At 41.3% G+C, this 12426-nt stretch carries 12 protein-coding genes and 1 tRNA gene; 4 read left to right on the forward strand and 9 right to left on the reverse strand.

From position 1 onward, the window contains the following. Positions 1-147: 147 nt before the first annotated feature. The 4 genes from ABWY16_RS18300 to ABWY16_RS18315 form a co-directional block, all read right to left on the reverse strand. Positions 148-978 carry a MotA/TolQ/ExbB proton channel family protein gene (locus tag ABWY16_RS18300; RefSeq protein ID WP_353906108.1) on the reverse strand — a complete coding sequence of 277 codons (831 nt, stop codon included), beginning with the start codon at positions 976-978 and terminating at the stop codon, positions 148-150. Between the two features lie 293 nt (positions 979-1271). Further along, the gene (gene pckA / locus ABWY16_RS18305; RefSeq protein ID WP_353906109.1) at positions 1272-2873 is read right to left on the reverse strand and encodes a phosphoenolpyruvate carboxykinase (ATP); all 1602 of its coding nucleotides are present in this window, start codon (positions 2871-2873) and stop codon (positions 1272-1274) included. A gap of 132 nt (positions 2874-3005) precedes the next feature. Then, positions 3006-3362: a translation initiation factor gene (locus tag ABWY16_RS18310; RefSeq protein WP_353906110.1), complete on the reverse strand. Its 357-nt coding sequence runs from the start codon at positions 3360-3362 to the stop codon at positions 3006-3008. 8 nt (positions 3363-3370) lie between these two features. After that, entirely contained in the window at positions 3371-4270 is a 900-nt protein-coding gene (locus ABWY16_RS18315; protein ID WP_353906111.1) for a diacylglycerol/lipid kinase family protein, read from the reverse strand. Positions 4271-4502: 232 nt separating this feature from the next. On the opposite strand from ABWY16_RS18315, the gene metK reads away from it, so the two are divergent. From metK to ABWY16_RS18330, 3 genes are all read left to right on the forward strand, one after another. Continuing rightward, positions 4503-5771 (forward strand): methionine adenosyltransferase, encoded by a 1269-nt coding sequence (metK, locus tag ABWY16_RS18320; RefSeq protein ID WP_353906112.1) that lies wholly within the window; start codon positions 4503-4505, stop codon positions 5769-5771. Between the two features lie 151 nt (positions 5772-5922). Beyond that, a complete protein-coding gene (treF, locus tag ABWY16_RS18325) occupies positions 5923-7467 on the forward strand; it encodes an alpha,alpha-trehalase TreF (RefSeq protein WP_353906113.1) in 1545 nt (514 codons plus the stop codon). 53 nt (positions 7468-7520) lie between these two features. Beyond that, the gene (locus tag ABWY16_RS18330; protein WP_353906114.1) at positions 7521-7868 is read left to right on the forward strand and encodes a hypothetical protein; all 348 of its coding nucleotides are present in this window, start codon (positions 7521-7523) and stop codon (positions 7866-7868) included. Between the two features lie 74 nt (positions 7869-7942). On the opposite strand, the gene ABWY16_RS18335 is transcribed toward ABWY16_RS18330, so the two are convergent. Then, entirely contained in the window at positions 7943-8287 is a 345-nt protein-coding gene (locus tag ABWY16_RS18335) for a 2Fe-2S iron-sulfur cluster-binding protein (RefSeq protein ID WP_353906115.1), read from the reverse strand. Between the two features lie 21 nt (positions 8288-8308). Next, complete coding sequence (locus ABWY16_RS18340; protein WP_353906116.1) at positions 8309-9121, reverse strand: SDR family oxidoreductase; 813 nt, start codon at positions 9119-9121, stop codon at positions 8309-8311. Positions 9122-9553: 432 nt separating this feature from the next. Between ABWY16_RS18340 and ABWY16_RS18345 the strand changes: the two genes are divergently transcribed. Continuing rightward, positions 9554-10285, forward strand: a complete 732-nt coding sequence (locus ABWY16_RS18345; protein ID WP_353906117.1) for an ATP-binding cassette domain-containing protein — start codon at positions 9554-9556, stop codon at positions 10283-10285. Between the two features lie 21 nt (positions 10286-10306). On the opposite strand, the gene ABWY16_RS18350 is transcribed toward ABWY16_RS18345, so the two are convergent. The 3 genes from ABWY16_RS18350 to ABWY16_RS18360 form a co-directional block, all read right to left on the reverse strand. Beyond that, positions 10307-10380 (reverse strand) — tRNA-Asp (locus ABWY16_RS18350). Positions 10381-10468: 88 nt separating this feature from the next. Continuing rightward, the gene (gene prfA, locus ABWY16_RS18355) at positions 10469-11542 is read right to left on the reverse strand and encodes a peptide chain release factor 1 (RefSeq protein ID WP_353906118.1); all 1074 of its coding nucleotides are present in this window, start codon (positions 11540-11542) and stop codon (positions 10469-10471) included. 32 nt (positions 11543-11574) lie between these two features. Then, positions 11575-12354, reverse strand: coding sequence for a UDP-2,3-diacylglucosamine diphosphatase (locus tag ABWY16_RS18360; RefSeq protein ID WP_353906119.1), 780 nt, complete (start codon positions 12352-12354; stop codon positions 11575-11577). Positions 12355-12426 lie beyond the last annotated feature (72 nt).

A 12426-nucleotide genomic window follows, 5' to 3' on the forward strand; every position in this document is an offset into this window, starting at 1 on the left:
ACGTCGCACATGGCGGTCATATCGATCGAGGTACTTTTTCTTGCAACTTTTGCTCTTGCCATAATTTTAAAATTACTTATGTTTTATATAATGATGTTAATTCTTCCGGTTTTCCATAAAGCCGGTAAAAAAAAATAACATTATTTTCTATTTATGCGTAGAGGCATAAGTTTGGATGATGCTAAAACCAGCTTCATCAATTGCATAAGTTAATTTATCAATTTTAGAAGTCAGGATGTTGTACATGATAATCGCTGTAGTTGAAGTACCGATACCAGTTGCAGTATTGATAAGTGCCTCAGAGATACCTGTTGCTAACGCTGCTGAATCCGGAGAACCAGCTGCACCTAAACCACCGAAGGCCTTGATCATACCAGTTACTGTTCCTAACAGACCCATCAATGTACCTACTGATACCAGAGTTGCAATTACAGTTAAGTTTTGCTCTAACATTGGCATTTCCAAAGTAGTAGCTTCTTCGATATCTTTCTGGATAGCAAGACATTTCTGATCAGTATCCATGTTAGCTTCAACTTCCATCTCACGGTATTTTTTCAAACCAGATTTGATTACGTTGGCTACTGAACCTTTTTGTTTATCGCATTCTGCAATAGCAGCTTCGATGTTATTTGAATTTAAAAGAGACTGTACTTTTTTAACAAAAGCATCTAAACCTGCTGTACCTGTTGCTTTACCGATTACGATGAAACGTTCTACTGAGAATACGATTACCATTAAAAGCATACCCATTAAGATTGGAACGATTACCCCACCTTTGTAAGCCATACCAGCATAGTTACCCGTTTTTGGAAGATTTTCAACGTTGTTATCGATGAAGTTGTTTGCATCTCCCAGAACAAATTTATAAAGGAGAATTCCGATAATAATACAAATAGGGATGGTTAATGTAGCGAATAGATTTGAAGCTGATGATGAGCCTTCTTGTTTAACTGTTGTTGGTTTTGGTGCGTTTGCCATTTTTTTTTAGTTTTTGAGTTTTTAGTACTTGTTTTTTAAAGTTTTTTTAAATGTAGATTATTATTCCGTAATACACACAACGACGAATAGAATCAAATGTTGCAATAAACAAATTTATAACTTTGATTTAAATTCCAAATTAAATTATCGTTACCAGCTAAAATAGATTATTTGCAACCAAATTCTCTTTGCAGTAGTGTATATTAAAAAAGATTGCCTCGTTTGGGAGACAATCTTTCACAATGAAAACTAAAAAAAAATTGAAATGCAAATTTTTCCCTAAAAAAATTGATTTAAAACGCGTTTTCCACAACTTTCGGGATTGATTCCCACATTTCCCCAGTTGCGAAATCCCCAAACTGCCCAAAATTTTCATTAAACGCTTTAGCCAGCTCATTTGTTTTCAGATCATATTTATTTTTATCTGCCCAGGTATTTCTGGGATTTAAGATTTCTGATGGGACTCCAGGGCATGCTTCAGGCATAAGCAATCCAAAAACCGGATGCTCTGTAAATTTGGCAGCCCTTAACTTTCCCTTCAGTACCGCCGTGATCAATGCCCTTGTATGACTTAATATCATTCGCTGCCCCTCACCGTAAGCCCCGCCGCTCCATCCGGTATTCACTAACCAGACATTTACCTGGTGCCTTTCCATTTTCTCACCCAGCAGAGCCGCATATTTTGCAGGGTGCAAAGGCAGGAAAGCCTTTCCGAAACAAGCTGAAAATGTTACCTGCGGTTCATTAACACCAGCTTCCGTTCCTGCAACCTTAGCTGTATAACCCGATATAAAATGAAACATGGCCTGTCCGCGTGTTAATTTTGAAAGCGGCGGCAGTACCCCGAAGGCATCTGCTGTAAGAAAAAATATATTTTTAGGAACAGCCGCAATTGAAGATCCTGCCGCGTTATTAATATAATGTATCGGATAGGCTACGCGCGTATTTTCTGTTTTTTCAATATTCGAGTAATCAACCTCCCGCGTACCAGGAAAATAATTGATGTTTTCCAGCATTGCACCAAACCTCACTGCAGCATGGATTTCCGGCTCTTTCCCGGGCGTTAGGTCTGCACACTTGGCATAACAGCCCCCTTCAAAATTAAAAACGCTCTGCTCGCCCCATCCATGTTCATCATCTCCGATCAGGCAGCGCTCCGGATCAGCAGATAAAGTGGTTTTGCCGGTGCCTGACAGACCGAAGAAAATTGCTGTATCACCTTCTGCACCTACATTGGCCGAACAATGCATGGATAATGTATGCCGCTGTTCCGGCAAAATAAAATTCAGGACGGAAAACATTGCTTTTTTTATTTCACCGGTATATCCTGTACCACCAATCAGGATAATCTTCCTGGAGAAATTCAGAATAGAAAAATTAGCCTGTCTCGTTCCGTCTGTTGCCGGGTCAGCCTGGAAATCCGGTGCAGCAATAATCGTCCATTCGGGATCAATGAACTCTCCCTCTTCCGGTCTTAAAAACAAATTGCAGGCAAAAAGATTCTGGTAGGCAGTTTCTGTGATCACCCTGATGCCCGTTCTGTATTGCTTATCAGCACATGCATAGGCATCCCTCACATAAAATTTATTCTGATTCAGGTGCTGGCATACCTTTCGGAGCAAGATATCAAAATCGGAAGGGCTAAAGCGAATGTTGATATCACCCCACCAAACAGCATCACGGGTAATATCGTCAAGGACAATAAATCTGTCTTTGGGCGACCGACCTGTAAATTTACCTGTATCTACTGCTAAAGCACCTGTAGAAGTGAGCGTACCCTCACCGTTTATGACAGCTTCCTCAATCAGCTGAGGCACACTGAGCTGATACAATGCGTGATCATTACCCAGTTGCAGCCAAGAAAGGTCTGGCCCGGGCATTAAAACTTTGTTCATAACAAGAATATTTGGTATGACAAAGCTAAGCAGATATTTATTGAAAATTTATGCTTTTAAATGAAAACATTTAATATTGTAGCATTTACACTAACAATCAAAATGCTGGCAAACAATGTTTTATAGCCATAATCAGCCGCCTGATTTTTTTACTTTAAATCCTTCTTTTTGCAAAATTAACACAACTTTATCTCTGAAATCTCCCTGGATAATCATTTCTCCATCCTTTGCCCCTCCCCCAACTCCACACTTTGTTTTCAGCATTTTTGATAAAGTTTCCAGCTCAGCGGCACTCCCGCGGTACCCGGTGATTAGCGTAACCGCTTTACCACCCCTGTTCTTACGGTCAAGTGTTACCCTAAGGTCCTGCTGATTGTTTGGAACAGTTTCTTCAACAGACTCCTGTTCATGCTCATAATTAAATGAAGGATCGGTAGAATACATGATCCCGCCAAGGTCACTCAGTGATTTTTTCTTTGGGTTGCTCATCGTTATATTTAAATAATGGCTGCAGTTGCCGCCGGTATAATAACATTCAGGGATAAGGGGGAAACCGATACAGCAATGTCCCTGCCCATAAAAAAGGGTTCTCCGTCAATATGTATTGCTGCATCTTCCAAGCGAGTAATCCGGATATCCTTCCCCTTGATAATCTCAACCAGATCAGAATGGTCGGTACTTCCGTTCAGCATCTGATAAGCCAGCAGGGGGATTTTATATAAGGGAAAAGATTTAATGATACATACATCAAGCAGGCCGTCCGTTACAGAAGCCTGAGGGGACACATGCGCATTGTTTCCATATTGCGATGAATTGGCAACACTGACTACAAATGCCGTCCGCGTATAGCCTCTGCCATCTATAAGCAGATGATAGGTTTCAGGCTTATAGTTGATCATTTCCTTCAGACCAAGCTTTAGGTAACCGGAAAGGCCCCTTTTTTTATTGCCTACAAAAACCGAACTGATATGTGCATCAAATCCCATCCCTGCCATATTAAAGAAAAACTTGTCATTTAATGTCCCGGTATCTATTCTAACTACATTAAGGCCATTGATAACCTGAATCGATTTTGCCGTATTCATCGGGATCTTCAGAAACCTGGCCAGCCCGTTCCCTGACCCGAAGGGAATAATGCCCAGAATTTTCTGCTGCTGCATCACCTTCGTGGCAATCTCATTGATGGTGCCATCGCCACCTACAGCGACGATCACATCAAAATTCTTATTTGCAGCTTCTTCCGCAATCTCAGCTGCATGTCCAACATATTCTGTAAAGCTATAGTTCGGATTGAACTTGGACCGGTCCAGGTTTGCATCAATGATAGCAGGTATCTTTAATTTATCCTTCCCACCGGAAATAGGATTAATAATAAATAGAATGTTCGACTTTGCCAAGGGGTATGAATTAATTCGAGTACAAAATAATTGATATTTTTTGACTAAATTGAATATATATAGTAATTTTGCAATCCTAAGGTGGACTGATTTGCGATGTTATGCATACATAACGGGATTGCAACCACGTAAAAAAAAGTGCTAACCATTCATACACTTCCTTTTACTGCCTGTTTTTGCAGGGTCATTATCCATTTTATATAATTGTTGATTATAAAATTAATTATTTAAAATGTCGTATTTATTTACATCAGAATCTGTTTCTGAAGGCCATCCGGACAAAGTTGCAGATCAAATCTCAGATGCACTCATTGATAATTTCTTAGCATTTGATCCAGAATCCAAAGTTGCATGTGAAACATTAGTAACAACCGGGCAGGTATTTCTGGCTGGTGAGGTAAAATCAAAAGCCTATCTTGACGTTCAGAAAATTGCAAGGGAAGTAATCAGTAAAATTGGTTACACCAAGGGCGAATATATGTTCGACAGTAATTCCTGCAGTGTGTTATCTGCTATACATGAACAATCTCCTGATATCAATCAGGGTGTGGATAAAGCCGACAAAACTACCCAGGGTGCAGGTGACCAGGGAATGATGTTCGGATACGCAACCATTGAGACTGACAACTTCATGCCTTTAGCGCTTGACCTTGCCCACAAGATCCTTATCGAACTGGCAGCCATCCGCCGCGAAGACAGCGAAATTAAGTATTTACGCCCTGATGCAAAATCTCAGGTAACCTTAGAATATAATGATAACAATGAGCCTGTAAGGATCGATTCTATTGTCGTTTCTACACAGCATGACGACTTTGACGAAGAGCAGAGCATGCTAAAAAAAATCAAAGAGGATATCATTAACATTCTTATTCCACGTGTATCAAGCCAGTATCCTCAATTTGCGCACTTGTTTAACAAGGATATCAAATATCATATCAATCCAACTGGTAAATTTGTGATCGGTGGCCCGCATGGCGATACAGGACTGACAGGAAGAAAGATCATTGTTGATACTTACGGTGGTAAAGGTGCCCATGGCGGTGGTGCATTCTCAGGAAAAGACCCCTCTAAAGTTGACCGTTCTGCGGCTTATGCAACCAGACACATCGCTAAAAACCTTGTTGCAGCCGGTGTTGCTGATGAACTGCTTGTTCAGGTTTCTTACGCAATCGGTGTTGCTCAGCCAATGGGTATCTACGTGAACACCTACGGAACCGCTAAAGTAAAGGACGCCGAAGGCAAAACACTTACAGATGGTGCAATTGCCAAAGAAGTAGAAAAAATCTTTGATATGACGCCTTACGGAATAGAAACACGTTTGAAACTGCGTAATCCTATTTATTCTGAAACCGCAGCCTACGGACACTTCGGGAAGAAAAACGAAGTAGTAACTAAAGTATTCAAAGCTTCTAACGGCGAAGAATCTTCGGTTGAAGTAGAATTGTTTACCTGGGAAAAATTAGACCATGTAGATGCTGTTAAAGCGGCATTTTCTTTATAACATTTGACCTTAAGGTCATCCCAGTAAAAGGGCTGTATCGTTTCTGAACGGTACAGCCCTTTTCTTTTTCAGGCAATCTGCTGTCCTGCATAAAAAGACCTGCTTTTCCCAGCAATTTTATTTACGTAGTAATAAGTGTAAATTTGAAAAGATGCGCAAATTCATACTTATACTCTTTATAAGTCTTCAGTTTGGAAGACTCTCTGCACAGCAGACGAAAACACCCGATCAGCTGTATGGACAACTCTTTGTTGATGTACAGATGCAAAATGTATTAAAAGATGGTAAAACCTTTGTGGATTGTCTTCCGAAAAGAAATCCAAAGTTAATCCTGCAGGATTATACAACCCTGAAGAAAACCAGGGGCTTCAACCTCGAAGGTTTTATCGGCAATAACTTTATCCTTCCGGATACAAATACGAGTGTGGTCCTTACCACGAATAAATCAGTTGTTAAACATATCAATGAGCTATGGGCGGGACTGGAGCGTATTCCAGCAGATAAAACAGCCAATAGCAGTTTACTCAGCCTTCCCTATCCATATATTGTACCCGGCGGCCGTTTCAGGGAAATCTATTACTGGGACAGCTATTTTACCATGTTAGGGCTCAAAGCTTCAGGTAAAGATGAAGTGATTGAAAATATGATCAGGAACTTTGCCGATCTTATCAGTCACTATAACCATATCCCTAATGGTAACAGGAATTATTACCTGAGCAGGTCTCAGCCCCCATTCTTTGCCCTGATGATTGATATGCTCGCGCAGATTAAAAATAAAGAGGTATATCAAACTTATCTGCCCTATCTGGAAAAAGAATATGCCTACTGGATGGACAAATCTGCTCCAACCAAACACGTGGTAACAATGCCCGACGGTAGCAAGCTGAACAGGTACTACGATCAGCTTAATATCCCCCGCCAGGAATCCTATAAGGAAGACGTGCTTATTGCCCGGGAAACCGGAACACAAAATCCTCAGGTATACCGTGATATCCGCTCCGCTGCCGAAAGCGGATGGGATTTCAGCAGCCGCTGGTTTTCTGACGGCACACACCTGAAAACTATCCAGACCACTCAAATCATACCGGTTGATCTCAATTGCCTGTTATATCACCTCGAAAGCACCCTTCAAAAATCTTATGCCCTCAGGCATGATGCCGCAAAAGAAAAGCTATACCGGGGTCTGGCTCAGAAAAGGAAGAAAAGCATTCAGAAGTATTTCTGGTCTGGCACCCAGCAGTGGTATACAGATTACAACTATAAAACAAAACGATCTTCGCCAGTATTAAGTTTAGCAGGAATGTTTCCGCTCTTTTTTAATGTTGCAGATCCGGAACAGGCCGGGATAGCTAAAACTGCGCTGGAAGAAAAATTCCTTCAGGCCGGTGGCCTAAGTACTACACTGCTCAATACACAGCAGCAATGGGATGCTCCAAACGGATGGGCACCGCTGCAATGGATTGCCATCACAGGTCTCGAAAACTATGGTTATCACGAGCTGGGAAAGAATATAGCAACCAGATGGGTTGATCTGAATACCAGAGTTTACCACAATACCGGAAAGCTCATGGAAAAGTACAATATCACTGATATCCATCTTATTGCAGGAGGTGGGGAGTATGCCTCACAGGATGGCTTTGGCTGGACCAACGGCGTGCTGTTAGGTCTGATAAAGAAATATAATTTACCTGAATAAAAAAAACGAAACCATTTACAACAGGCATTGTTATAGAGAAAACAATCTTTATTATGGAACAGCCAATAGAAATGACCACACTTAGCCAGATCCTGGAAAAACTGAGACAAAAAGGTTTAGATAACGAAATAAAGATGACCGACCATGGTAAAATGCAGGGCACGGGTCTCAACAAAATTTATAATCCAGAAGATCTGACTATCATAAAAACTTACCGTTTTGAAGGTGACTCAGATCCTGCGGATAACTCTGTACTTTATCTGCTTGAAGATAAAGACGGGCAGATAGGTTATATTATGGATGCTTATGGTATGTACAGCTCTCAGGAAAACACAGGATTTGACGATTTCTTAAAGAAAATCCCAACCGCAGACAGAGATCTGCAGGAACTTTTTAAATAAGAACCAAATGCAATAAAAAACCCGGACGGCTCAGGCTTCCGGGTTTTTTTTTAAAAAGATTTTTACAGCCCGAATCAGTTCTGTTCGATAAGGTGAATCTCCAGACCTTCCAGAAACTCATCAGCAACAATCTGGCAGGATAGCCTCAGGTTGTCTCCCGAACCTTCAACCCTATCCATTGTTTTTTGCTCATTCCGGTCAAAATCAGTGAGCCTGAATTTACTTGACACCACCCCGATAATACAAGTTCCACATTTACCCATTCCTGAACATTCTCCAAAGCCCTCAATAAATAGCTTATCCGCTAACAGATGCATCAGGCTTCTATATTCATAGGGGAAGGTGTGGAAAACAAACTGCTTGCCTTCGTAATTGACAGTAATAACAACTTGTTTTGTACGCTCATCGGTTGCTGTCATTGCATTTGATATCTGACAGTGTTATTTTATATTATAATACCCATTGATCATTTTGGAAAACATGGAGCTTGGCAGTAATGCTTTCACGATTAATGGGAGAGTAGTCTGACCAAAATCACCTACAAGGTAACGGTGTGCAGGTTTTGATTTACCAACTATACCCGCTATTAGTTTCCCGACTTTGGCAGGATCACCGCCATTGATTTCATTTTTTTCTACCACCTCTATCGCAGCCGCATACTCACTTTCCAATTGCTTATGTGTCAGTGAAAAAGGAAGTTTTTCACGCGTACTTGTATTGTTGGTTTTGAAATCGCCAGGATTTACTACAGTAACATCAATACCTGTATTTTGTAATTCCATACGCAGTGACTGCGAGTACCCTTCAATTGCAAATTTAGCAGCAGTGTAGGTACCAACGTAAGGCGTGCCAAATAAACCTGCTACGGAGCTGAGATTGATCACAAGTCCTTGTTTCTGCTGAATCATACCAGGCAGAACCGCAGAGCTTACACGTACCACACCGAAGAAGTTTACTTCAAATTGCTTTTTGGCAAAATCAACCGGTGTGCTGTACAGCGGACCAGCCAGAACAATACCCGCATTGTTCACAAGCACATCTATATGGCCTTGTGCTTTAATAATCTTTTCGATTCCTGAATTTACTGAAGCATCACTGGTAACATCCATCTCTAACGGGATAAATGAGATGTTTTTTAAAGCACTGATACTGCGGCTGGCTCCATAGACAATATGACCGTCAGCCTGAAGTGCATTTGCAGTTGCCAGACCAATACCAGCAGATGCTCCCGTAACAAGAATTACTTTTTTCATTATTGTAGTTATAAAAGTTTAAAATAAGTGGGGAACAAACTCATTATAAGCCTGTTTACCCTAATCACGCTGCAATTATAGAGGAAATTGTTTAATACCAATCATTGCGGCTGCAATTTTATGGTTTTATATGGGATTTCTCCATACCCTATATAGGTGATATTACTGGTAGTTTACCTATCTTGGAAATATAATAATTTCCAGGATGCGCATATTAAACGGGTTATCTTTCTTTTATCAGAAGCTCATTCTTGCCCCACTGATCCTCTCCGTTATACTATCTTTATTATTAATGCCCTGCGCCTATTTCTTCACAGGTACCGGCATTGCATTTATTATTTTATTTCCCGCTTTCCACTATTTCACTTACGAAATCCGGAAACCCCATGAATATTTTTTTTATTATAATCTGGGTCTTAGCAAACCTGTTTTATGGACAGTTACAATCAGCGCAGGCTTTCTGATTGGCATATTACTAATGACACTATGAGTGGATTGCAGGCTGACAGCATCAGAAAAGAAATCGGATTGAAGCAGATTCTTAACGACGTATTTATTTCATGCAAAGCGGGTCAGATTACCGGCCTGCTGGGAAGAAACGGATCCGGAAAATCTACATTGCTAAAGATCATATTCGGAGCGTCAGATGCATCCAACAAATACGTTGCAATAGACGGGACCAAACTCAATTCATTATTTGCAGGCAGAAATTTTATCCATTACCTGCCCCAGGGTAATTTTCTGCCTGATCATCTCAGATTAAAGTCCATCATCTCCTGCTTCTGCAGCAAGAAAAATGCACCCTTAATCTTGGAGCACGATTTCATAAGGCCTTTTTTACAAAAGAAAATAAATCAGCTCTCCGGAGGAGAAAAGCGAATTGTTGAAGTGTTGCTGATGGTTTACTCGGATGCCAGCTATCTTCTCTTTGATGAGCCTTTCAACGGAATATCCCCTCTGCATATCGAAATAATAAAAGAATTGATTAAAAAACATTCAGCAGATAAAGGTTTTATCATTACTGATCACAGTTATGAGCATATACTGGATATTGCAACTGTAGTTGTTTTATTGGATGAAGGCAACACGAAAGTCATTAAGGAGCGGAAACAGTTGATAGAATTCGGGTATTTACCAGACTCTGTTCATCAAAAAAGCCTCTAATCTTTCGATTAAAGGCTTTTGCGGACCGGACGGGACTCGAACCCGCGACCTCCGCCGTGACAGGGCGGCATTCTAACCAGCTGAACTACCGGTCCGTTCTCCCTTTCGGGAATGCAAATATAGGAACTATAATCACATATCAAAATTAATATTTCAACTATTTTTGAAATAAAATCTAACTCATTAAGCTACAGAGCCCTCTTTCATTTTTTCTGCATTTTCAGCAAACTGGAGCGCATCGATCAGCTCCTGAACGCCACCATCCATTACTCCATTGAGGTTATAAAGGGTCAATCCGATACGGTGATCGGTTACCCTGCCTTGCGGATAATTGTAAGTTCTGATCTTCGCTGAACGGTCTCCGGTAGAAACCATTGTTTTACGTCTTGCAGCAATGTCACCATTCTTTTTCTGCAATTCGATATCATAAAGTTTACTCCTCAGCATTTCCATTGCGATCTCGCGGTTACCCAGCTGCGAACGCTCCTGCTGACAAACCACTACCAGTCCCGAAGGCCTGTGGGTAAGCTGCACTTTAGTTTCCACCTTATTTACATTCTGTCCACCAGCACCACCCGAACGGGAGGTCTGCAGATCAATATCTGCCGGGTTCAGGTAAAAATCGATTTCCTCGGCTTCAGGCAATACAGCAACAGAAGCTGCAGAAGTATGTACCCTGCCCTGTGTTTCTGTATCAGGCACACGCTGTACGCGGTGTACACCAGACTCATATTTCAGTTGCCCGTAAACATCTTCTCCGGAAACTTTCATGATTACCTCTTTGTAACCGCCGGCAGTACCTTCCGTTACGTCAACCACTTCCACTTTCCATCGTTTCTGCTCAAAGAAACGGCTGTACATCCGGTACAGATCGCCTGCAAATAAAGCAGCTTCATCCCCACCAGTACCACCGCGGATCTCGAATACCGCATTTTTAGCATCTTCAGGATCAACAGGGATCAGCATCAGGCGTACCTTTTCTTCGATCTCTTCCTGTTGCTTTAACAGTTCGTCAAGCTCTTCTTTGGCCATCTCTCTCATCTCTGTATCCTTCTCAGTAGACAGAATTTCCTTGTTGGCCTCAATATTACTCATCACATTTTTATAGATTTTATATTCATCTACAATCTTGCTGAGGTCTTTATATTCCTTATTCAACTGGGCAAACCGTTTCATATCCTGCATGGTATCAGGATTACTCAACTGTTCTTCAACATCTTCCCAGCGGATTTTTATTGCTTCTAATTTCTCTAACATAATCGATTACAAAAATAAGCTTTTTCTTAGAATTATATACTGTTTTTCGGGATAGCCTGTGCCTCATCCTTTTCAAAGTACTTCAAGCTCAACTCCTCCCCGTCAAAAACAACATACGAATTGTAGTTAAACCAATCTCCGGTATTGTAATAAAAGCTATTGTCACCCAGATCAATGATCATAGGCAGGTGGCGGTGGCCATAGATAAAATAATCATAGTGCTGCTTTGCCAGTACTTCCTTTGAGTGCACCGCCAGCCATTCTTCTTTGTCTCCAAGGAAAGGCTCATCCTCAATAATATTGACGTTCCTGCTTTTCACAGACCAGCCATTTGCTATTCCAAGCCCGATGCGCGGCGGAACCATAGAAAATAACCAGCGGCATACCGGATTTCTGAAAATCTTTCTCAGAATCCTGTAGTTTGCATCTCCCGGCCCGAGTCCGTCACCATGGTGCAGGTAAAAACTCTTGCCAGCCCTGTGTATCACCAGTTCATCACTCACAATCTGCATTCCCATCTCTTTGACAAAGTAATCATCCACCCACATATCATGATTGCCCTTGAAGAAATACAGCTTGATACCAGCATCAGACATGGCTGCCAGTTTACCCTGTAAACGGATAAATCCTTTAGGAATCACCTTTTTGTACTCGAACCAGAAATCGAAGACATCGCCCATGAGGAATAACTCCGAGCAGGTAGGTTCTATAAGATTGAGCCACCTTACAACACGGTCCTCGCGGATGCGGCTCTGTTCATGATTTGGCGAGCCCAGATGGAAATCCGAAGCGAAATATATATTCTTTGTCATCAATACTTCAAAGATAGCGAACCGTTTTATCAATCGTACCCAAAAATAATAATCCAGACAAATATGGCCCAA

Origin of the sequence: Pedobacter sp. (genome assembly GCF_040513095.1) — a bacterium.
Taxonomy (GTDB): domain Bacteria; phylum Bacteroidota; class Bacteroidia; order Sphingobacteriales; family Sphingobacteriaceae; genus Pedobacter.

Excerpts from the sequence above, each read along its gene's own strand:
- ABWY16_RS18310 (WP_353906110.1), bottom strand. The coding sequence starts at position 3,362 with ATGAGCAACCCAAAGAAAAAATCACTGAGTGACCTTGGCGGGATCATG.
- prfA (WP_353906118.1), bottom strand. The coding sequence starts at position 11,542 with ATGTTAGAGAAATTAGAAGCAATAAAAATCCGCTGGGAAGATGTTGAA.
- ABWY16_RS18335 (WP_353906115.1), bottom strand. The coding sequence starts at position 8,287 with ATGACAGCAACCGATGAGCGTACAAAACAAGTTGTTATTACTGTCAAT.
- pckA (WP_353906109.1), bottom strand. The coding sequence starts at position 2,873 with ATGAACAAAGTTTTAATGCCCGGGCCAGACCTTTCTTGGCTGCAACTG.
- ABWY16_RS18345 (WP_353906117.1), top strand. The coding sequence starts at position 9,554 with ATGGACAGTTACAATCAGCGCAGGCTTTCTGATTGGCATATTACTAAT.
- ABWY16_RS18340 (WP_353906116.1), bottom strand. The coding sequence starts at position 9,121 with ATGAAAAAAGTAATTCTTGTTACGGGAGCATCTGCTGGTATTGGTCTG.
- ABWY16_RS18360 (WP_353906119.1), bottom strand. The coding sequence starts at position 12,354 with ATGACAAAGAATATATATTTCGCTTCGGATTTCCATCTGGGCTCGCCA.
- treF (WP_353906113.1), top strand. The coding sequence starts at position 5,923 with ATGCGCAAATTCATACTTATACTCTTTATAAGTCTTCAGTTTGGAAGA.
- metK (WP_353906112.1), top strand. The coding sequence starts at position 4,503 with ATGTCGTATTTATTTACATCAGAATCTGTTTCTGAAGGCCATCCGGAC.
- ABWY16_RS18330 (WP_353906114.1), top strand. The coding sequence starts at position 7,521 with ATGGAACAGCCAATAGAAATGACCACACTTAGCCAGATCCTGGAAAAA.
- ABWY16_RS18300 (WP_353906108.1), bottom strand. The coding sequence starts at position 978 with ATGGCAAACGCACCAAAACCAACAACAGTTAAACAAGAAGGCTCATCA.